Raw genomic sequence first — 19655 nt, 5'->3', positions numbered from 1 at the left:
GCAACGCGGCCTCTCGCCGCTTAGAGGAGCTTCTTGGAGTTGAGCCAGTCGGTGGCGATGACCTTGGAGCTGAGCTTCTCGCCGGTGGAGCGCTGGTTGAGGGCGCGCAGCTCGTCGGGCGTCAGCAGGGCCGAGACCCGGTTGATGGCGGTCACTGCGATGGCCGGCAGCGAGGCCGACACCAACGGGGTGACGTTCTGCGGAAGGATGAGCATCTGAGGATCGGACAGGACAACGAGGTCCTGCGCCTGGATGGCGGGATCCGAGGAGTAGATGTCAGCGACGTCGACGGTGCCGTCGGTGAGCGCCTTGACGGTCAGTGGACCGCCGGAGTCCTCCACCGGCGTGACGGAGGCATCGACGCCGTAGACGGCCTTGAGCCCATCGGGACCGTAGGGGCGGGTGGTGAACTCGGAATTCGCGGCGATCGTGATGGGCCGTCCCAGCGACGTCAGGTCTGCGATCGAGGTCAGGGAGTGGGCCTGGGCAGTGGCCCGGGTGACGGTCAGGGAGTCCTGATCCGTGGCCTCGGCCGGGTTCAGGGTGGTCAGGGAACGCGGCAGGATCCCCAGCAGGGATTCCTGGACCGAGGCGGTATCGCTGGCCGTGCGGGAGGGTGCGACGGTTTCTTCAGCGGTGGAGGGGCCGGCTGAGCCCGAGGTCTTGCTGTAGTACTCCAGCAGGTTGCCGCCGTACTCGGGGATGACATGGATCTTCCCGGCCTCGAGCTCGGGCAGGTAGACCTCACGCTGGCCGATCTGGTACTCGCGGGTGACGGTGAGGTCCGCCTTCTCCATCATCTGGGCGTAGAGCTCGGCGATGATCTCGTTGGAGTAGTACTGCTGACTGCCGATGATGATCGGTCCACCGGAGTAGCCTCCCGAGGCCCGGTCGATGGCGAAAGGATCGGTGTCGGAGCATGCGCTGAGAGACAGGAGGCCGACCGTCGTGCCGACGCCGGCCAGTAGGCCGCGTCGCGTCAGCAGATGGCCGGAACGAGGGCTGGGGTGTGCGGTCATACTGGTTCCTTCCGGTGCTGCCGGGCGCCCTGGGGCGTGACGACCCATTGGACGAGAGCGAAGAGGGCCTCGGAGGCCAGGGCGAGGGCGATGACCAGGAACGCTGAGGCGAGCATCATGACGTAGTCCTGGGTCTTGAGGCCCAGGAACATGAGCCGGCCGAGCCCACCGGCGCCGGTATAGGCGGCCAGCGTGGCGGTGGAGATGATCTGGAGGCTGGCCGAACGCAGCCCGCCGACGAGCAGTGGCGCGCCGAGGGGGATCTCGACCCGCCCCAGAACCTGGAGCTCGCTCATGCCACTGGCCCGGGCCCCGTCCACGGCGATGGCGGAGGCAGCCCTCACCCCGCTCATGGCTCCGGCCAGGACGCTGGGCAGGGCCAGGATGACGAAGGCGATCATGGGGGCGCTCAGACCGACACCGAGCGCGAGGCCGAACAGGGTGATGAGGCCCAGGGTGGGCAGGGAGCGGGCGGCACCGCTGAGCGGCTGCACCCAGGTGCGCCCGTGGCCGGTGTGCCCCACCCACCAGCCGGTGGGGACCCCGATGAGGGCGGCGATGAGGACGCCGGTCAGCGAGTACAGGACGTGCTGGATCATCAGCGAGCCGATCCCCATGGCGCCGCTCCAGTGGGCGGGGTCGGCGATGTAGGCCAGTGCGGCCAGGACGAACCTCATGCCTCGCCCTCCTGATCCTGCGGACCGGCATCCTCATGGCCACCGGCTACGGACGCCTCGGCCACCTGGCGCACTTGTCCGTCGCCAGCACGTTTCCACGTCCACGGCAGGCACAGGCGTCCCAGAGCGAGAACGATCCCGTCCAGAACGAGGGCCAGGACCGCAGTGGCGACGAGGCCGGTGACGATCTCCGCGGTGATGCCGCGCTGGAACCCGTCGGTGAAGAGCCAGCCCAGGCTGCGCACACCGAGCACCGCTCCGACGGTGGTCAGCGAGATCGTCGAAACCGTCACCACACGCAGGCCCGTGAGAATAGCGGGTCCCGCCAGCGGTAGCTCGACGGTGAGGAAGCAGCGCAGGCGTCCCATGCCCATGGCGGTGGCGGCGTCCAGGACGCGGGCGTCGACGGCGTCGAGGGCGTCGGCGGTGGCCGGCACCAGGAGCGCCAGCCCGTAGAGGGTCAGGGCCACGATGACGTTGAGAGGGTCGCGGATGCCGGTGGCCAGGATGATGGGAAGGATGACGAACAGCGCCAGCGACGGGATGGCGTAAAGCAGGGAGGAACCGGTCACCAGCACGGCACGCAGTGGACGGGCGGCGCGGGCCAGCCTGGCGATAGGAATTGCCAGGACAAAGGCGGCGAGGATAGCGGGGACCGCCTGGAGCAGGTGGGCCAGCAGGTGCCCGGCGATGGTGGGCAGGTTGGCCAGGACCCAGCTCATGCCCGTTTCTCCGCAGACTGCACGGACCCCACGGCTTCCGCTGCCTGCACAGTCCGTTCAGCGCCTGTCCGCGCCGTCGGATCGTCGGTCAGGCGCCCGACGGCGCGGCCGGCCCGGTCCAGGACGATCCGGGTGTCGGCGTCCTCCTTGAGCCGCAGCTGGCGGGCTGCGTCGTCGAGCCCGAGGAAACGGGCCACGAAGTCATCGGCGGGCTCGGCGAGTAACTCTGCTCCGCTGCCTCTCTGAGCGACCTGGGCGCCCTCGCGCAGGAGGATGATCTCGTCACCCAGGGCCAGGGCCTCGTCGACGTCGTGGGTGACGAAGATGATCGTCTTGCCCAGCTCGGCCTGGATCCGGACCATCTCGCGCTGGAGCTCGCGGCGCACCAGGGGATCGACGGCGCCGAAGGGCTCATCCATGAGAAGCACCTCCGGATCAGCCGCCAGGGCCCGGGCCACTCCGACCCGCTGGGCCTGGCCTCCGGAGAGCTGGTGGGGGTAGCGCCCGGCCAGGTCGCGGTCGAGGTCGAGCATGTCCATGAGCTCGAGGGCCCGCTGCCGGGACTCGCGCCGTCCCACGCCCTGCAGGCGAGGTACCAGGGTGATGTTGTCGATGACGCGTCGGTGCGGCAGCAGCCCTGCGTTCTGCATGACGTAGCCGATGGAGCGGCGCAGGGTCACGGCGTCGCGGGTGGCGACGTCCTCGTCGTCGATGAGCACCGCACCGCTGGAGGGCTCGACCATGCGGTTGACCATGCGCAGGAGGGTGGTCTTGCCGCAGCCCGACGAGCCCAGCAGGACCGTGGTGGTACCGGCCTCGATCCGGGCCGAGAAGGAGTCGACGGCGGGGGTGCCGGATCCGGCACTCCTCCCGGCCGGGTACAGCTTGGTGACGGCGTCGAAGGTAATGGTGCTGCTCATAGAAGGTGCCGGATGTCCTCTCCTGGCCGCTGACAGCACGACCGTGTGGCGTCCCGCAACCGTATCAGCCGTCACCGGCTGAACCGACGGAAGGCAGGCTCTACCAAGGCGATTGGTGCAGGATTGAGAGCAAACACCCAGGTAGCTACCATCTGTTCACCGGAGGTACGGACATGCCGAGCCCGATCACCACTGCTACGCCTGCCGCTCCCCCGACCATGCTGGCGGCCCGACTCAGCGAACCGCGGAGCATCGACAACCTTCACCTCGTCGAGCTCTCGGTGCCGACTCCGCCCGAGGGCTGGGTGCGTCTGAAGGTGATGGCCTTCGGTCTCAACCGCAGTGAGTACCACTCCGTGCACGGCATGGCCGAGGGGATGACCTTCCCCCGGGTCCTGGGGATCGAGGCCTCCGGGGTCATCGACCTCGATCCGGAGGGCACACTGGCGCCTGGCACCCAGGCTGTCACGATGATGGGCGGGATGGGACGGCTCTTCGACGGCGGCTACGCCCAGTACGTCGTCGTACCGCGCACGCAGATCATTACCTTCCACTCCAGCCTGCCGTGGGAGGTCATCGGCTCCGTGCCGGAGACGCTGCAGACGGCCTACGGGGCTCTCACCACGGGGCTGGATCTCCAGCCGGGGCAGAGCCTGCTCGTACGCGGGGGGACCTCAGCACTCGGGCTGGCCACGGCTGCGCTCGCAGCCGACATGGGCTGCCAGGTCTATGCGACCTCTCGCCGCGAGGCCGGGCTGGAGCTGCTGCGCTCACGAGGCGCCACAACGCTCCTGGACGACGGGAAGGTCGCTCCGCGGCTGCGCGAGGCAGAGCCGAGTGGGGTTCATGCCGTCCTTGAGCTGGTCGGGGTGCCGACGCTGCGCGACTCGCTGGCGGCGACGGCGGTTCACGGAACGGTCTGCTTCTGCGGGATGCTGTCGGACTCGTGGACGATTCCCAACTTCTACCCGATGGACTGGATCCCCAACGGGGTGCGCCTGACCACCTACTCCGGCCAGGCCCAGGACCTGCCGGCGGAGGTGCTTCAGCGGACCCTGGACCGGATCGAGTCGGGCGATCTCGATCTCCTGCCCATCCACACCTATCGGCTTGCCGACATCGTCCAGGCGCACGAGGACATGACCTCGGGACGCCACGTGGGCAAGCTCGTCGGTCTGCCCTGGGCCTAGAAGTCCGGACGCAGGGCGACGTCGTCGGAGTAGTCGGAGGCGACGAGCTCGACACGGTTGCCCTCAGGGTCGAGCACGGTGGCCTCGTAGTAGCCGTCGCCGGTCTCGCGAGGTCCGTCGATGACCGGCACACCGGCCTCGGACATGTTGGAAGCCAGACGGTCGACGTCGTCTCGCCCCGGCAGGCCGAAGGACACATGCGCCCAGCCCAGCCCGACGGCCTGGCGACCCTTGGTCAGATCCGGTCGAGTCATGATCTCCAGGCGGGTCCCCCGCTCGTCCGCGGGCGTCTCGGCGAAATGGAGGATGTGGGTGCGCAGCCCGGTCTCCGGGTTCTCGTAGAGGCCGTTGGCGTGCCCATCGAACCAGTGGGAGTAGAAATCGCGGGCGTTATCGAGGTCGGCGACCCAGATGGCAACGTGGTCGAGGTGCGGCATGATCGTTCCTTTCCTGACGAGGCGAAATCACTGTCGACAACCAGAGTTGATCGTACGATCATCTGTCGTGACAGCGATTTTCCGCCGTTGAATCAACAGCTTGTCTAATCATTTCGCCGTTGACTTCAACAATAGAAGACCATACGATCATTGTCATTGTTCGTTCTCCAGCAAAACGATCACCTCATCGCTGTTGATGCGGAGGAAACATGCCCGACAGCCCCCACGAGAGGCGCCGCACCATCTTGCGTGCCCTCAGCCCCACGACGGTCCACAGCGTGCAGACGCTGTCCCGGCTCACCGGGGTCTCGGTCATCACCATTCGCCGGGACTTGACCGAGCTGGCACGCGAGGGCCTGGTGACCCGGGTCCACGGCGGTGCCCTGCGCGCACCGCGGCGTGGAGCCGCCCGCCCGGCTGCCATGCGTCGCGGTCAAGACGTGGAGATCAAGCGCCGTCTGGCACATGCCACCGCCGAGCTCATAGAGGACGGGGAGGCGGTCATCATCGACTCCGGGACCACCTGCGAGATGGTGGCCGAGCAGCTCGCCGGCCGCGACATCAGGGTCCTGTGCCTGTCGCTGGGCGCCGGCGCGGCAGTGGCCTCTGTGCGCGGAGCCGCGGTGACCATCGCTGGCGGCCCGGTGGACCCGGAGTCCCTCTCCCTATTCTCCGCCGAGGCGGTCGACTCTGTTCGCGCTTTCCGGGCCGACGTCGCGGTCCTATCCACCTGCGCCGTGTCCACCCGTGAGGGCCTGACCGTCATGGAGTCCGACGACGCCATGGTCAAGCGCGCCATCATGGCCTCCTCCACCCGACGCATCCTGCCGACCGCGCCGAGCAAGATCACCCAGACCAACACCTACCGGTTCGGGCGCATCGAGGACCTCGACGCGCTGCTGACAACGAGCCAGATCGACCCCGACACCCTCGAGGAGCTGCGGGACGCCGGGGTCGACGTCGTACTGTGCGACTGACCGTGAGCAGCAGCGGCCGGCTGCTCGCAGCCGGCCGGCTCAGCCCAGGAGCGCCATGATGGTGCAGGTGACGGCCAGCAGCGGGAGGGCTCCCTGCTTGGTGGCCGCACCGCGGTGGGACGCCGATGCCAAGGCCAGAACGATCAAGGCCGCCAGCATCGCCCCGGTTGCCGCTAGCACGAGGACGACCCCGATCGCCACGGGCTCCTCCACCGCGCCCCAAGTACTCAGGCGGTCTGCTGAGTCACCCAGGCGATGAAGTTCTCCTCCCCGGTGCCGGTCAGCTCGGCCATCGTGTGCCCCTGCCCCCAGACGGTGGCGAAGTCGACGCTGCCGGCTCCGGCCTGCTGAAGCGCCAGGGCGAGGTTGACCTCCACGGTGGAGGCGGTGTCGCCCTGGGTGATCCCGGTGCGGATGCGCCAGGCCGGGGCGACGGTCGAGGTGCCGCGTCCCTGGGAATCCTGGGTGAGGTAGTAGAGGGGGTCATACATCGATACTCGCGTGGCCAGATCGGTGCCGAGCGAGTCCTTCGTGGCCAGATCCTTCTCGTAGGCAGCAGTGCCGTAGTCCTCGCTCCAGCCACCGAGGGCGGAGTACTTCGACTGTCCCTTGGAGATGACCTCGCGGCTTGAGGAGGAGAAGTGCAGCCCGCTCTCCCCCGACCCCATGACGAGGTTCTCGGTCTGGGCTCGGTCGACGCCGTCGAAGGCCCCTACGTCCTTGGAGGCGTTCTTCTGGGAGGTGACGAAGCCCTCGAGGCCGGTGATCGTCGCGGTGTTGGCGGAGGCATCGTAGGTGACCCACTGCGAGGAGGAGTTGAGGGAGGCGATGTACTCCTCCACCATGTTGTAGGTGGTGGTCTCGCCACCCTGGCTTCCGCCTCCAGGCGCACCGCCCTCGGGGGGCGTGCCACCGGCATCACTGGGGGCGCCGCCTGAAGGTGCGCCACCGCCACCGGGCCCCATGCCGGCCATCTCGGTGGACGAGGGCGTGTAGGGGAAGGTCGTGGCCGCCAGGAAGTCGTTGAGGGACTTCTGGATGACTGCCACGAGGTGGTCGTAGTAGGAACCGGCCAGGTAGGTGCCCTTCGAGGAGGACTCCAGGGTCAGGGGCTTGCCGCTGGAGTCGGTCAGCTTCAGTGCGTTGAGGTAGGCGGGGAAGGCGGCCGCGAGGTCCTGGGAGTAGGCCTTCGTCCAGGTGCCCTCGGCACGGGTACCTGAGGAGGCGAACTGCCCCATGTTCCACTCGTAGGCGGCGTTGGCGCTGTCCAGGGTGGTGATGGGGCACCAGCACATGGCTCCGGCGACGGCGTCGGACAGGGCCTTGCCGTCGGCGTCGGTGGTGGCGGCACCCAGGGCCGCCAGGTAGGGGGCGAAGAGCCCGCTGTCGCCCGAGGCCCCGGCAACGGCGCTCTGGGCCCCTCCCCCGCTGTGCCCGAAGACGTAGACCTTGGCGGCGTCGCCGGGGACGGAGGACGCGTTGTAGCGCCGGTAGCGCACGGCGGCCTTGAGGTCGGTGACACCCCAGGGCGCGTTGCCGGAGTAGGTCTGGGAGTTGGAGTCCTTGCCGCGAAGACCCGCATGGATGTAGATGAATCCGGCCTCCATGTAGGCCTTGATGGTGTCGTAGGAGTACTCGGTGGGCGGCTTCTGGGCGGAGTAGCCCGGGGTGTTGACCGGGAGGACGGTCGGTGCGGTGGCGGCGGTGAAGCCGCCGACGGCGCCGGAGGCGTTGACGGTGGCGGTGTAGGTGCCGTTGCCGTTGTCGGTTCCGGTGAGGTAGGCGCCGGGCACGTAGATGCCCATGGTCTCGTAGTCGGAGGCCTGGGGCGTGGACACGTAGCTCAGGCCCAGCTGGTAGTAGACATCACCAGTGGCGTCGTAGCGCCAGGCGGCGTTATCCAGGGCCAGCTTCGGGTCGGTGGGGGCCTGCGACGACGTCGTGGCGGAGGCCTGCGAGGTGGATCCTCCGGCGGAGCAGGCTCCCAGGCCCAGGAGTCCCGCTGCAGCGGGCAGGGCGGTCAGAATGGTGCGTCGTGGCAGGTTCATGGCGGTTCCCTCCGGCACAGTCAGTCGCGTGCCTCGTTCATGCGTCGTCGTACGCGGCTAGCACATCACTGTAAGGCCAGGCGGACCCCAAGGCGCACCTGTGGCATTCCTGTGAGTCGGCACCTGGCTGATGATGGCGTGAAAGGGCACCGGCTCCACTGCCCGTAGGACGGACGGCGCTGCCGGCCTCATACGGAGGCCGGCAGCGCCGTCGTCAGCGGGCGGACAGGACTGAGGCTCAGTCCTCAGCGGCGCTGGGGTGCGTCATGTCCATGGGGACGACCCACTTGTCGAACTCCTCGGCGGTGACGAAGCCGAGCTCGAGGGCGGACTCGCGCAGGGACAGGCCCTTGTGGTGCGCGTTCTTGGCGATCTTGGAGGCCTTGTCGTAGCCGATGTGGCGGTTGAGGGCGGTGACCTGCATGAGGTTGGTCTCCAGGTTGGCCTCGATCCGCTCGGTGTTGGGCTCAATGCCGTAGGCGCAGTTGGTGTCGAAGGAGACGCAGGCGTCACCCAGGAGCTGGATGGACTCCAGGACGCACCAGGCCATGACCGGCTTGAAGACGTTGAGCTGGAAGTTGCCCTGGGAGCCAGCGAAGCCGACGGTGGCGTCGTTGCCGAAGACCTTCGTGGACACCATGGTCATGGCCTCGCACTGGGTGGGGTTGACCTTGCCGGGCATGATCGAGCTGCCGGGCTCGTTCTCCGGGATGATGAGCTCGCCGATGCCGTTGCGGGGGCCGGAGGCGTACCAGCGCACGTCGTTGGCGATCTTCATGAGGGCGTCGGCCAGGACCCGCAGCGCCCCGGAGACCAGGACCAGGGCGTCGTGGGCGCCCAGGGCGGCGAAGAGGTTGTCCGCCTGGGTGAACTCGATGCCGGTCTCCTCGGAGATCTTCTTGGCGCACAGCACGCCGAAGTCCGGGTGGGCATTGAGGCCGGTGCCCACGGCGGTGCCGCCGATGGCGAGCTCGCGGGCGCGGGAGTCGGCGTAGCGGATGCCGTCGAGGGCGAAGTCGATCTGGGCGACCCAGCCGGAGAAGACCTGGCCCAGGGTGATGGGGGTGGCGTCCTGCAGGTGGGTGCGTCCCACCATGACGACGTCGGCGTAGGCCTTGGCCTTGGCGTCCAGGGTGTCGCGCAGCTGCTGGACGCGTGGGTACATGGCGGTGAGCTCGTTGACGACGGCGATGTGCATGGCCGTGGGGAAGGTGTCGTTGGAGGACTGGCCGCGGTTGACGTGGTCGTTGGGGTGGACCGGGGTCTTGGAGCCGCGCTCGCCGCCGGCCAGCTCGATGGCGCGGTTGGAGATGACCTCGTTGGAGTTCATATTGGACTGGGTGCCCGAGCCGGTCTGGAAGACCACGAGCGGGAACTCGGCGTCGAGGTCACCGGCGATGACCTCGTCGCCGGCCTCGGCGATGAGGTCAGCGATGTCGGTGGGCAGCTCACCCAGCTCGGCGTTGGCCAAGGCGGCGGACTTCTTGAGGATTCCCAGGGCCTTGATCATGGGGCGGCCCCACACGAAGGTCTCACGGCCGATGTCGAAGTTGTGCAGACTCCGCTCGGTCTGGGCCCCCCAGTAACGGTTGGAGTCCACCTCGATGGTGCCCATGGAGTCGGATTCGGTACGAGTCGTGACAGCCTGGTCTGGCGTCTTTGCATCAGTTGTCATAGGTGCAAGGTTAGGCGCTCATGGTCCCTGCCGTGCGAGGACGGGCGTCCCAGACACGTCTCAGATCGCTACCGGCCGACGGCGTCGGCACGGCGGCTCATGACGGCCGGAGCTGTTCCAGAGCCAGGTCGAGCAGGTACGCAAGGTGCTCGGCGTGTACTGCACGAGGTTGGGGTGCTACTGGCCGACAGATGGGTGTACTCCACGAAGGCCCCAGTACCGTGCAGTACGGACAATCCCTGGCCAGTACACCCCCACCCTCGTGCAGTAACCGGCTTAAAGGGGCTCCGGCCGGAAGTGGCCCGCTGAGGGAGCGTCACCAGCAGCCAAGCGGGCACCACCGGGAGCCGGAAGAGGGGCAGGGGTATCCGGATCGGTGATAAAAGCTCAGATCGCTGCCATCCACACGGAGCGCAACCGCACGATTCCAAGGCTCTCGCTCATGCGCTCCGAGGCCCGGAGGTCCTTTGTCACCGATCTGGACACCATCGGGCCGAGTCCCCGAAGAGTCCGGTCCAGCAGATCCACGGGGGCGCCGCGATCAACGCGCCACCGCATCTGGGACGAGGCCGACCAGGACCCCCACCGGAGCGGGCGGCAGAGACGGATCCCACTCATCGTTCCGGTCCCGGGGGATGCTCACAGGGCTCCGACCTACCGGGACCCCGGCGGCCAGGGAGGCAATGCCCGCTTCACCGGGAACCCACAGGACTCCGACCTGCCAGCACCCCAGCAGTGGAACCGAGCCTCGGTCAAGTCTCGCACCCCCACCCCACCCCGTGCCTCAGAAGCCCTGACACCCAAACCTCTCAGACGTGAGGAGACATCACAGCATCACGATTCCACGCCAGCTGCTCACAACACTGCCGCCAGCACCGACTCGATGCCGGCGGCGATCGTCGTGTGTGCGGCGGCCGCGAGGCGGACGACCTCGTCGGGATCGGTGGGCTCATCCGCGAAGGACAGGTCGGAGACGATGCTCATGCCGGCCACGCGCACACCGAGCTGGTGCAGGGCAATAGCCTCCATGACCGTGGACATGCCCACGCAGTCGGCGCCGACGGCCTCCAGCATCCGGGTCTCCGCCATGGTCTGGTACTCCGGACCGCGCAGGGCGGCGTAGACACCGGACCTCTCGGTCACCGCCCCCAACGTCTGGGCAAGTTCGGCATCCCAGACCCCGCGCACGTCGACGAAGACCGGACCGGTCAGGGGTGAGGAGCCGGTGAGGTTGAGGTGGTCGGTGATCGTCATGACCTCGCCGATCCTCCAGCTGCGCAGGCAGCCTCCGGCATTGACCAGCACGGCGCCGCGCACGCCGGCGGCAGCCGCGATACGGGCCAGGGCGACCACTGGCCCAGGGCCTTGACCCTCGTAGAGGTGGGTGCGTCCCCGTGCCACGAGCACGCGTTGCCCCGCTCCGGACTCCGGCCCACCGGGACCGACGACGTAGGAGTCGAGGCGATCCTCGTGTCCCGGTGCGACCGGGGCGAGGACGCCGGGAAGATCGGACAGGGGCAGGCTCGCCGCCGGCTCACCCCAGGCGTCCAGGGCGCCGGCGGCGCCGGACCCCAGAACCACCAGGAGGTCGTGGCAAGGCGCGCCGGTGCGTCGGGCAATCTGATGGGCGCCTTCCATGGCCGCACCAGGGCCTTCCGCTCCGGCGGAGGCACTCAGAGCCGCCATGCGCTCAGGCTCGAGGGCGAAGCCGGCGGTGTCGTCGTTCACGAGCTGGCCTCCTGCCGGGACACCCGGCCCCGCCCCAGGACGAGGTGCCCGACCATGCCGATGAGCAGGGCCACCAGCACACCGAGGTTGGCTCCGGCCCAGGCGCCTTCACGGCCGCCCAGCGGACCGAGCAGGTAGCCCTGCCAGGACAGCCAGGATGCGGCCGAGTTGACGACCAGTCCCCAACCGACGACGGAGCCGACGGCCACCAAGCCGATCGCCTCCCAGTTGACTGAGCCGTAAACGCCGTCGGGCGTGAAGAGGGCCTCCTCGTCGTAGTCGCGGCGGCGCAGGATGACCTCGGCGACCATGACGCCGGCCCAGGCGGCGATGGCGACCCCCAGGGTGGTGAGAAAGCCCTGGAAGGGGCCGAGGAAGTCGTCTGCGCCGAAGATGACGGCGATGGTGCCCACGGTCATGATGACGGCGTCGATCGAGGTGGCCACGTGCCGGCGTACGGGAAGGCCGGTGGCCAACAGGGACAGGCCCGATGAGTACAGGTCCAGGATGATGCCGCCGGCCAGCCCCAGGATGGCGACGAGCGCGAAGGGGACCAGGAACCAGGTGGGCAGGATGGTGGTGAGGGCGCCGATCGGGTCGGCGTTGATGGCCTCACCCAGGGCGGCGTCGGAGCCCACCAGGAGGACGCCGAAGAAGACGAGGACGACGCAGGGCAGCGCCGAGCCCAGCGTGGTCCAGCCGATGACACCGGCCGTCGAGGCCTTGCGGGGCAGGTAACGGGAGTAGTCGGCGGCGGCATTCACCCAGCCCAGGCCGAAGCCGGTGGCCACCATGACCAGGGCGCCGATGAAGGCCGCGGGACCACCGGATGGCAGCGCCAGGAGCGTGCGGAAGCTGATCTGGGGCGCTACGAGGACGAGGTAGACGATCGTGAGGATGCCGGTGGCCCAGGTGATCCAGGTCTGCACCTTCATGATGGCCTCGAAGCCGAGGATGCCGGCACTGGCCGCCAGACCGACGGTGAGCAGGAATCCGAGGATCTGGGCACCGACCTGGTTGTGCCAGCCCAGGGCCTGGAGCACCGTCGCCGAGGCGAGGGTGGCCGAGACGCACAGGACGGTCTCCCAGCCAACAGTGAGGATCCACGACAGCGCTGCCGACAGTCGGTTGCCGTTGTACCCGAAGGCGGCTCGGGACAGGGCCAGGGTCGGGGCGCTTCCCCGTTTGCCCAGGACGGCAATGACGCCGCACAGGAAGAACGACAGGACGACACCGACACTGCCGGCCACCACGGCCTGCCAAAAGGACAGGCCGAATCCGAGGACCCAGGCTCCCCAGGACAGTCCCAGGACGGAGATGTTGGCGGCGAACCAGGGCATGAACAGGTCACTGGGCCGACCTTTGCGATCGGACTCGGCGATGACGTCAAGACCGGCGTTCTCAACGCGGGCGGCGGAGGAAGTCTCCGCAGATGTACTAGATGTACTGCTCATGGTTAATCGACCTCGGTGTCGGAATCGGGGCGCCTTCGGGAGGAGATGAGGCACTGAACGGGGGAACGGCACTGGACATGGTCAGGCGTTCACGGTGGAGTGTACGGCCCCGACAGCCCAGCAGTCTCAGTCAAGAGTCTTGCTGCGAAGCCCCACCTCAGAAAATAAGAAAGTCATACATTACACAGGACTTCCATAGTAGTTCGCATTAGATATTGAGTGGCGTCCCAGGCGACAGCCTGTATGGTCGGGATGTCCACCATGTCTCCACCTCAGGAGACTCACCACGGAAAGGAACTCTCATGAGCGACAACGGAACCTTCGACAGGATCGCCGGCAAGGCCAAGGAGACCGCAGGCAAGGTCACTGGCAACAAGGAGACCGAGACCGAGGGCAAGCTTCAGCACGCCGAGGGCAAGGTCAAGGAGGTCGCAGAGGACGCCAAGGACGCCATCAAGGGCGCGGTCGACCGCCTCAAGGGCGACAAGTAGAACATCTCGCCACTGAGAACCGGCAGGAGCCCAGCCCCTTCAGAAGGGGCTGAGCTCCTGCCGCGACCGGCGGAATGCCTCTGGGATGTGGTTCAGCCCTGGCGAGCCGGCATCAGCTGTCCGCAGGAATGAGAGTCGGGGCCACGTTGACGACGCTCTGCGAAGGGTCGGCCTGACCCCAGGAGTTGTTCCCCCAGGTCCAGGTCCCCTTGTCGACCGTGGCCCAGGTGTCATAGCCCGACGTCCCGATTCGGTTCGCGCCCTCGACCTTGTCAACCTGCACCAGTCCGGACGGGGTGTCGGAGACGGTGCCGTCGACCTGGCCGTAGCGATTGGAGCCGAAGCACCACACAGTTCCCTGGGTCAGCGCACAGGTGTGCTCGTAGCCGGAGACGAGCTCACTGGGAGCGGCCGGGAGCTTACCGACCTGGAGAGCCTGGTTGACGAGCGCCTCGTCGGTCTTCTTGCCGAGCTGTCCGACCTCATTGGCCCCCCAGGCATATACGGTGCCCGAGTCGTCCACGGCCACGGCGAAGCCCTTGCCCACGCTCAGCGCGGAGATCTTGACCTTCTCGAGCCCCGGAACCGCAGTCGGCGAGACGCGCGCCCCCTGGGTGTTGGCCTGCGCATCGGCGCCCCAGCACGAGACTCCGGTGCCGTTCGAGGAGCATACGAAGGAACCGCTACCAGCGCGCAGCGACGTCGGCGTCGTGGCGGCAGGGGCGGCGGCCGACGGGGCGTGGGCCGCCGACTCCTTGCCGGGCCAGAGCCAGTGCCCTCCTAGAGCGCCTCCAACCAGGCCGACCACAAGAACGCCGACGGCGACCACCGGCAGGACCCAACCACGGCGCGGGACGCCGTCCGAGCGCTGGACGACGCCCTGGTCCGGCTGCGTCTCGGTCACGGCAGGCAGCGGCTGGAGGCGGAAGCCCTGCGGCTGGGGCTGTGTCGGGGTGACCATCTGCGGCTGAGGCGGCTCTTCGACATACGGCTGAGCCTGGACCTGGGGAGTCTGAGGAGCCTGGGGAGCACCGTAGTCAGCACCAGAGTCAGTGGAGTAGCCGCCGTAGCCGCCGTCCGGGGCGAAGACGCCTCCCGGGACCCCGTACGACTGGGCAGGGGACTGTGCCTGCACAGGCGGAGAGTAGTCAGCGGACTGAGGGGGGTACCCGGCTGACGAAGCGATCTGCTCGAGCTGTGCACGCTGCTCGGGCGTCCAGGCGCGTCCGGCGGCGAGCGCCTCCCGAGCACGTTCGGGACTGCCGCCGATGAACCACAGCACCCTGTCCCCGTCGAGCATCCGGTCATCCATGAGCCAGACCTCTTCTCAACGTGAAGAAACGAATATGCGTCAGTAGCTCAGCCGACGGCGTGCCATGAGCATGGCTGCACCCGTGGCACCAGTCCCTAGAGCCACCCAGGCCGCGGTCGTACCCGCACCGGTCTGCGCCAGAGCGGGGCGGCCAGCGCTGGACGTGCCGCCCTGGCGGGGAGCGGCGGCCTGCTCACGCGGCGCCGAGGCAGACCCCTGATCGGCAGAGACCTCGGGCGCGGCGGGAGCCTCCTCGGATGACTCCTGGGGCGCCTCAGCCTGCAGCGCCTGCTGCTCAGGAGCGCTTTCAGAGCCGGCCGAGCCGGTGGGGTCGCCCTGCTCCTCCTGGCCCTGCTCGGCCGGAGCCGCCGGCTTGTTCTGCTGCGCGGCGGCGTTGTCGGCGCCCGGCGCCTGCTGGTCAGCCTTGTCAGCCTTGCCGGCATCGTCACCGGGAGCCGAGACCGGAGCAGGGGCCGGAGCGGGAGCGGGCTTGTCACCTGCGGGGTCAGGGACGGCGGGGGCAGGTGTCTTGGGCTCCGGGTTCGCGGGAGACTCGGCCTTGGCGTCACCGGCCTGCGGCGCCGCCTGCTCGGCCGCCGGCGCGGGGTCCGACTCGGCGGCAGCCGCTCCAACGGGAACAACGGACAGGGCAACTGCAGCGGACGCGGCCATCCACACGCTTCGCTTCATGGGAACTCCTTCAGCGTCAAGAACCGCGGGTTCTCGAGGCGGGTCATAGGGCTTGGTTGCCGATACTTTACCCGGCAGCACCCCGGTCATGTCACGCCGCCGACACGGGCAGCACTTTTGGTGTTAGATACCTCACCTAAAAACCCGCTGTCGCTAAACCCTCAGACCCAGCCCCTTCATTCGCGACACAGCCCCCTGGGACAGGACCGTGTGAAGGATCTCGGGGGCGGTGGTTCCGAGCAGCTCGGGGAACTGGGCGAGCAGCCTCTTGAAAGTTCCGATCTCCTCCCCGACGACGCGCCTTCCCCACAGGCCCAGACGCGCGGCCAGCTGCGGGTCAGCGGCGATGACGCCCTCCATCTCGGCGATGGCGTAGGAACCGATCGGGTCCTGACTCAGCTCGTCGATGAGTCCGCTGCGCAGAGGCTCGGCCAGCGAGTCACTCAGCGCCATGCCGAAGTCGATGAGCAGTCCAAAGGCGATATAGGTCTTGACCAGGCGCTCGGCCCAGTCCAGGGGGCGCAGGCGCTCGTCGAAGTCGCCGAGGACGTCCGTGAATCGCTCAGCCGCCCCGGCCGCGTCGATGCCGTGCGCCGACGCCAGAGCCACAACCCGGTCGAAGGAAGACACCTGCCAGGCGCTCATGCGCAGCAGCTCGACCCGGGCGCGCATCTGCGGGGCACGGTCGGCGTCCTTGGCGTAGCGCGTGCATGCCGCCGTCCGGGAGATGGCGACAACGCCGACGACGGAGAGCTCGTGGGGACCGACCTGCATCGGCGTGGGGGCGCTGGGTTGCGGTGACGGCGTCGGCATCTGGGTCATGGCCCCAATCGTAGCCAGGTCCTCCCCGCCACGACGCGACGCCGTGACATCAGCCACGCCCATGGCACGTTTTCACCGCCCAGGGACGCCATCGGAGCGTTTTCCCGCTACGCTGACGGCGTCCACGGTTGCCCGGTCGTCAGATGGACTCAGATATGACTCGCGATCGGCTGCCACCCCGACGGCGCCAGCGCCCACGCAGCGCACTTCGCTGTGCGCGCGAGCGACAACCGCGCCGGACCGGAACAACCTGACCAGAAGACAAGGAACCTCGTGACCAACGAGCAGCACGGGGCCGACGACGTCGAGCCCACCAGCAACTCCACAAATGAGCAGACCACCACCCACGGCGCCGACTCCACCCCTACCGCCACGTCCGGGATCATCGAGACGGCCGGCGCCCACGCCCCCGTCCTGGACGAGGCCACTCCCGACATCACCGATGAGGGGGACCGGACCGACCTGACCCGCAAGACCTTCGCCGACTTCGGCGTCGAGCCGGAGATCTGTGAGGCCCTGGCCGCCACAGGCATCACCCACCCCTTCCCCATCCAGGCGCTCACCCTGCCGGTGGCCCTGGAGGGGCAGGACATCATCGGTCAGGCCAAGACCGGTACCGGCAAGACCCTGGGCTTCGGCATCCCGCTGCTCATGGACACCCTGGGCCCCGGGGAGGAGGGATGGGACGAGGACCCCGCCTCCGGCAGTCCGCAGGGCTTGGTCATCCTGCCCACCCGCGAGCTCGCCAAGCAGGTCGCCGAGGAGCTGTCCACCGCAGCCGCCAAGCGCACCGTGCGCATCGTCCAGGTCTACGGGGGACGCGCCTACGAGCCCCAGATCGAGGACCTCGAGCGGGGCGCCGAGGTGGTCGTGGGAACCCCCGGCCGCCTCATCGATCTCATGGACCGCGGCGTGCTGGACCTGGCCCACGTGACCACCGTCGTCCTGGACGAGGCCGACGAGATGCTGGACCTGGGCTTCCTTCCGGACGTGGAGAAGATCCTGGCCCGCACCCGGGGAGACCGGCACACGATGCTGTTCAGCGCCACGATGCCCGGCGCCGTGGTCGCCCTGGCGCGCCGCTACATGACCCGCCCGACCCACATCCGCGCCCAGGACCCGGGTGATGAGGGTATGACCGTCCAGACCGTTCAGCAGGTCGTCTACCGCACCCACTCGATGAACAAGGTGGAGGTCGTCGCCCGGATCCTGCAGGCCGAGGGGCGCGGACGCACGATCATCTTCGCGCGTACCAAGCGCACCGCGGCCCGGGTGGCCGACGACCTGCGCGCACGCGGCTTCGCCACCGCGGCTCTCCACGGAGACCTCGGCCAGGGGGCACGGGAGCAGGCACTGCGCGCCTTCCGCAACGGCAAGGTGGACGTGCTCGTGGCCACCGATGTGGCCGCCCGCGGTATCGACGTCGATGACGTCACCCACGTCATCAACTACCAGTGCCCGGAGGACGAGAAGATCTACGTCCACCGCATCGGGCGCACCGGCCGCGCGGGCAACTCAGGTACGGCGGTCACCTTCGTGGACTGGGACGACGTGCCGCGCTGGCGGATCATCGCCAAGGCCCTGGGCCTACCCATCGAGGAGCCGGTGGAGACCTACCACACCAGCGAGCACCTCTTCGCCGACCTGTCCATCCCCGAGAGAGTCACCGGCCGCCTCCCCCGCCACAAGCGCACCCTGGAGGGCCTGGACGCCGAGGAGATCGAGGACCTGGGCGAGACCGGCAAGCGCGCCCGCAAACAGTCCGGGCGGCAGGGCGGGCGCGGTGGACGCGATGACCGCGGTCGGGGTCGCGGCGGCAGGGACACCAAGCGCGGCGAGCGCTCCCGCTCCCGACGCTCGGCCGAGGGCGAGGCGGCACCGCGTCGTAAGCGCACCCGCAAGCGCACTCGAGGTGGTCGCCCTGTCGACGGGGCGACCGGCGAGTAGGTCGGACCGGCGACGGCGAGCCGGGGCTAGAGGCGGGTCGCCAGGAAGGCGAAGACGCCGTCGGCCATGATCTGGACGGCGATCGCCGCCAGCAGCAGTCCCATGACCCGAGTGAGGATCCGGATGCCGGAGGTCCCCAGCACCCGGTTGAGCCCCAGGGAGAAGCGCAGCGCGACCCAGATGGCGATGTGTGTGGCGATGATCGCCGCCGTCACGGAGACCCATCCGGCCACGCCGCCGCCGGTGGCGTCCACCGCGACCATGGCCGCGACGATCGCTCCCGGGCCCGCCAGCAGGGGCGTGCCCAGGGGGACGAGGGCCGCGTTGGAGGTGACAGCGTCGGGGTCGGGGCTCTCATCGGCCTTGTCGGTCAGCAGCTCGAGGGCCACCAGAAGTAGGAGCAGCCCACCGGCCACCTGAAGGGCGGGCACGGAGATGCCCAGGAACTTGAGGATGTAGCGACCGAAGACCGCGAACAGGACGATGACGCCGAAGGAGACGAATGTGGCCTGGCGGGCGGAGGCGGCGCGCTCGGGGGGAGTCTGCCTCGAGGTCAGGGACAGAAAGATCGGGATGGCGCCCAGGGGGTCCTGGATGACCAGGAGCGTCATGAAGGTCGTGGCGAAGACCGTGGGCTCGAAGACGGACTGCATAGCGTCTTTCTATCACCGGGAGTCAGGCAGTGATGAGGTCGAGGGCTCCCTCGTCGACGATCCGCTCCAGGAGCTCGGGAGGCATGAGGTTCTCCCCCAGCCGGTTGGGCTTTCCGGCGCCGTGGTAGTCCGAGGCCCCCGACAGCCCCAGGCCCAGGTTGCGGGCCAGGAGGCGGACCTGCTCGCGCTGCTCGGACCCGTGGTCACGGTGGTTCATCTCGAGGGCCGCCAGTCCGGCCTCGGCCATCTCGGCGAAGACCTCGTCGGGCACGAGGCGGCGCTGGCGGGAGGAGGCGCGCGGGTGCGCGGCCACGGGGACCCCGCCGGCAGCGCGAACCAAGCGGCAGGCCTCGACCGGGTCCAGCGCCCAGTGAACGACGTAGTAGGGGGAGCCGGTGGCCAGCGGCCCGGCGAAGACCGCGTTGCGCTCGGGGAATGACCCGGCAGCGACGAGGGCGTCAGCGATGTGGGGCCGACCGATCGTGTGGGCGCCGGAGGACTGGGTGACGACGTCCTCCCAGGTGATCGGGTAGTCCTCGCTGAGGCGCTCGACCATCCGCTGGGCGCGGGTGTCCCGCGAGGTGCGGGTGCGGGCGAAGGCCTCACCCAGGGCCGGGTCATCACCCCGGTGCAGGTAGGACAGCAGGTGGAGGGTGATGCCGTTGGCGGCGCAGGAGATCTCGGTTCCGCGCAGGAGGGCGACACCGGTGGCGGAGACCGCCGAGGCCGCCTCGTCCCAGCCGGCCATGGTGTCGTGGTCGGTCAGCCCGACAACGTCAAGACCGGCCCTGGCAGCCTGGGCCATGAGCTCGGCGGGTGAGTCGGTGCCGTCGGAGCGGGCCGAGTGGGTGTGGGGGTCGATGCGCACTGGGACAGTGTAGGGAGGCGTGCGA

The 19655-nt window shown here is 68.7% G+C and carries 19 protein-coding genes; 4 read left to right on the top strand and 15 right to left on the bottom strand.

What is annotated here, in order from left to right; all coding sequences use genetic code 11:
- Positions 1 to 20 precede the first annotated feature (20 nt).
- Genes BQ8008_RS02245 through BQ8008_RS02230 form a run of 4 tightly spaced genes read right to left on the bottom strand, consistent with a single transcriptional unit; the run spans position 21 to position 3338 of the window.
- Entirely contained in the window at positions 21 to 1019 is a 999-nt protein-coding gene (locus BQ8008_RS02245) for an ABC transporter substrate-binding protein (protein ID WP_108832630.1), read from the bottom strand.
- Positions 1016 to 1696, bottom strand: a complete 681-nt coding sequence (locus tag BQ8008_RS02240) for an ABC transporter permease (RefSeq protein ID WP_108832629.1) — start codon at positions 1694 to 1696, stop codon at positions 1016 to 1018. Before BQ8008_RS02240 ends, BQ8008_RS02245 begins: the two co-directional genes overlap by 4 nt.
- Positions 1693 to 2418 carry an ABC transporter permease gene (locus tag BQ8008_RS02235; protein WP_108832628.1) on the bottom strand — a complete coding sequence of 242 codons (726 nt, stop codon included), beginning with the start codon at positions 2416 to 2418 and terminating at the stop codon, positions 1693 to 1695. The genes BQ8008_RS02240 and BQ8008_RS02235 overlap by 4 nt, the downstream gene beginning before the upstream one ends.
- A complete protein-coding gene (locus BQ8008_RS02230) occupies positions 2415 to 3338 on the bottom strand; it encodes an ABC transporter ATP-binding protein (RefSeq protein ID WP_108832627.1) in 924 nt (307 codons plus the stop codon). Before BQ8008_RS02230 ends, BQ8008_RS02235 begins: the two co-directional genes overlap by 4 nt.
- Before the next feature lie 173 nt (positions 3339 to 3511).
- On the opposite strand from BQ8008_RS02230, the gene BQ8008_RS02225 reads away from it, so the two are divergent.
- Positions 3512 to 4528 (top strand): zinc-binding dehydrogenase, encoded by a 1017-nt coding sequence (locus BQ8008_RS02225; RefSeq protein ID WP_234415184.1) that lies wholly within the window; start codon positions 3512 to 3514, stop codon positions 4526 to 4528.
- On the opposite strand, the gene BQ8008_RS02220 is transcribed toward BQ8008_RS02225, so the two are convergent.
- Positions 4525 to 4965 (bottom strand): VOC family protein, encoded by a 441-nt coding sequence (locus tag BQ8008_RS02220; RefSeq protein WP_108832626.1) that lies wholly within the window; start codon positions 4963 to 4965, stop codon positions 4525 to 4527. The two genes, BQ8008_RS02225 and BQ8008_RS02220, sit on opposite strands and share 4 nt — an antisense overlap.
- Before the next feature lie 209 nt (positions 4966 to 5174).
- Here BQ8008_RS02220 and BQ8008_RS02215 point away from each other — a divergent pair, with 209 nt between their 5' ends.
- A complete protein-coding gene (locus tag BQ8008_RS02215; RefSeq protein ID WP_108832625.1) occupies positions 5175 to 5942 on the top strand; it encodes a DeoR/GlpR family DNA-binding transcription regulator in 768 nt (255 codons plus the stop codon).
- A 39-nt stretch (positions 5943 to 5981) separates the two neighbouring features.
- Here the strand turns inward: BQ8008_RS02215 and BQ8008_RS02210 are convergent, their stop codons facing one another.
- The 5 genes from BQ8008_RS02210 to BQ8008_RS02185 all read right to left on the bottom strand — a co-directional run bounded on the left by BQ8008_RS02210 (position 5982) and on the right by BQ8008_RS02185 (position 12847).
- Positions 5982 to 6143 carry a hypothetical protein gene (locus tag BQ8008_RS02210; RefSeq protein ID WP_234415183.1) on the bottom strand — a complete coding sequence of 54 codons (162 nt, stop codon included), beginning with the start codon at positions 6141 to 6143 and terminating at the stop codon, positions 5982 to 5984.
- A gap of 26 nt (positions 6144 to 6169) precedes the next feature.
- Positions 6170 to 7990 carry a subtype A tannase gene (locus tag BQ8008_RS02205; RefSeq protein ID WP_108832624.1) on the bottom strand — a complete coding sequence of 607 codons (1821 nt, stop codon included), beginning with the start codon at positions 7988 to 7990 and terminating at the stop codon, positions 6170 to 6172.
- Between the two features lie 238 nt (positions 7991 to 8228).
- Complete coding sequence (gene fumC / locus BQ8008_RS02200) at positions 8229 to 9665, bottom strand: class II fumarate hydratase (RefSeq protein WP_108832623.1); 1437 nt, start codon at positions 9663 to 9665, stop codon at positions 8229 to 8231.
- Positions 9666 to 10520: 855 nt separating this feature from the next.
- The gene (locus tag BQ8008_RS02190) at positions 10521 to 11351 is read right to left on the bottom strand and encodes a purine-nucleoside phosphorylase (RefSeq protein ID WP_442778232.1); all 831 of its coding nucleotides are present in this window, start codon (positions 11349 to 11351) and stop codon (positions 10521 to 10523) included.
- A 38-nt stretch (positions 11352 to 11389) separates the two neighbouring features.
- Entirely contained in the window at positions 11390 to 12847 is a 1458-nt protein-coding gene (locus BQ8008_RS02185; RefSeq protein WP_108832620.1) for a purine-cytosine permease family protein, read from the bottom strand.
- A 302-nt stretch (positions 12848 to 13149) separates the two neighbouring features.
- Here BQ8008_RS02185 and BQ8008_RS02180 point away from each other — a divergent pair, with 302 nt between their 5' ends.
- Positions 13150 to 13338, top strand: a complete 189-nt coding sequence (locus BQ8008_RS02180; protein WP_108832619.1) for a CsbD family protein — start codon at positions 13150 to 13152, stop codon at positions 13336 to 13338.
- A gap of 112 nt (positions 13339 to 13450) precedes the next feature.
- On the opposite strand, the gene BQ8008_RS02175 is transcribed toward BQ8008_RS02180, so the two are convergent.
- From BQ8008_RS02175 to BQ8008_RS02165, 3 genes are all read right to left on the bottom strand, one after another.
- Complete coding sequence (locus tag BQ8008_RS02175; RefSeq protein ID WP_108832618.1) at positions 13451 to 14650, bottom strand: RCC1 domain-containing protein; 1200 nt, start codon at positions 14648 to 14650, stop codon at positions 13451 to 13453.
- A gap of 39 nt (positions 14651 to 14689) precedes the next feature.
- Positions 14690 to 15340 carry a peptidase gene (locus BQ8008_RS13890; RefSeq protein WP_108832617.1) on the bottom strand — a complete coding sequence of 217 codons (651 nt, stop codon included), beginning with the start codon at positions 15338 to 15340 and terminating at the stop codon, positions 14690 to 14692.
- A gap of 153 nt (positions 15341 to 15493) precedes the next feature.
- Positions 15494 to 16225 (bottom strand): ferritin-like fold-containing protein, encoded by a 732-nt coding sequence (locus tag BQ8008_RS02165; RefSeq protein ID WP_108832616.1) that lies wholly within the window; start codon positions 16223 to 16225, stop codon positions 15494 to 15496.
- 210 nt (positions 16226 to 16435) lie between these two features.
- On the opposite strand from BQ8008_RS02165, the gene BQ8008_RS02160 reads away from it, so the two are divergent.
- Entirely contained in the window at positions 16436 to 18109 is a 1674-nt protein-coding gene (locus BQ8008_RS02160) for a DEAD/DEAH box helicase (RefSeq protein WP_108832615.1), read from the top strand.
- 26 nt (positions 18110 to 18135) lie between these two features.
- Here BQ8008_RS02160 and BQ8008_RS02155 read toward each other — a convergent pair whose 3' ends face one another.
- A complete protein-coding gene (locus BQ8008_RS02155; protein ID WP_108832614.1) occupies positions 18136 to 18762 on the bottom strand; it encodes a MarC family protein in 627 nt (208 codons plus the stop codon).
- 22 nt (positions 18763 to 18784) lie between these two features.
- Entirely contained in the window at positions 18785 to 19630 is an 846-nt protein-coding gene (locus BQ8008_RS02150; RefSeq protein ID WP_108832613.1) for a PHP domain-containing protein, read from the bottom strand.
- Positions 19631 to 19655: the final 25 nt, after the last annotated feature.

It is taken from the genome of Actinomyces sp. Marseille-P3109, from assembly GCF_900323545.1.
Taxonomy (GTDB): domain Bacteria; phylum Actinomycetota; class Actinomycetes; order Actinomycetales; family Actinomycetaceae; genus Actinomyces.
The sequence above is the reverse complement of the archived record's forward strand: the minus strand, read 5'-3'. Positions and strand labels throughout refer to the sequence as shown.

Coding starts and splice junctions, on each gene's coding strand:
- BQ8008_RS02245 (WP_108832630.1), bottom strand. CDS start 1,019: ATGACCGCACACCCCAGCCCTCGTTCCGGCCATCTGCTGACGCGACGC.
- BQ8008_RS02240 (WP_108832629.1), bottom strand. CDS start 1,696: ATGAGGTTCGTCCTGGCCGCACTGGCCTACATCGCCGACCCCGCCCAC.
- BQ8008_RS02235 (WP_108832628.1), bottom strand. CDS start 2,418: ATGAGCTGGGTCCTGGCCAACCTGCCCACCATCGCCGGGCACCTGCTG.
- BQ8008_RS02230 (WP_108832627.1), bottom strand. CDS start 3,338: ATGAGCAGCACCATTACCTTCGACGCCGTCACCAAGCTGTACCCGGCC.
- BQ8008_RS02225 (WP_234415184.1), top strand. CDS start 3,512: ATGCCGAGCCCGATCACCACTGCTACGCCTGCCGCTCCCCCGACCATG.
- BQ8008_RS02220 (WP_108832626.1), bottom strand. CDS start 4,965: ATGCCGCACCTCGACCACGTTGCCATCTGGGTCGCCGACCTCGATAAC.
- BQ8008_RS02215 (WP_108832625.1), top strand. CDS start 5,175: ATGCCCGACAGCCCCCACGAGAGGCGCCGCACCATCTTGCGTGCCCTC.
- BQ8008_RS02205 (WP_108832624.1), bottom strand. CDS start 7,990: ATGAACCTGCCACGACGCACCATTCTGACCGCCCTGCCCGCTGCAGCG.
- fumC (WP_108832623.1), bottom strand. CDS start 9,665: ATGACAACTGATGCAAAGACGCCAGACCAGGCTGTCACGACTCGTACC.
- BQ8008_RS02190 (WP_442778232.1), bottom strand. CDS start 11,351: ATGGCGGCTCTGAGTGCCTCCGCCGGAGCGGAAGGCCCTGGTGCGGCC.
- BQ8008_RS02185 (WP_108832620.1), bottom strand. CDS start 12,847: ATGAGCAGTACATCTAGTACATCTGCGGAGACTTCCTCCGCCGCCCGC.
- BQ8008_RS02180 (WP_108832619.1), top strand. CDS start 13,150: ATGAGCGACAACGGAACCTTCGACAGGATCGCCGGCAAGGCCAAGGAG.
- BQ8008_RS02175 (WP_108832618.1), bottom strand. CDS start 14,650: ATGGATGACCGGATGCTCGACGGGGACAGGGTGCTGTGGTTCATCGGC.
- BQ8008_RS13890 (WP_108832617.1), bottom strand. CDS start 15,340: ATGAAGCGAAGCGTGTGGATGGCCGCGTCCGCTGCAGTTGCCCTGTCC.
- BQ8008_RS02165 (WP_108832616.1), bottom strand. CDS start 16,225: ATGGGCGTGGCTGATGTCACGGCGTCGCGTCGTGGCGGGGAGGACCTG.
- BQ8008_RS02155 (WP_108832614.1), bottom strand. CDS start 18,762: ATGCAGTCCGTCTTCGAGCCCACGGTCTTCGCCACGACCTTCATGACG.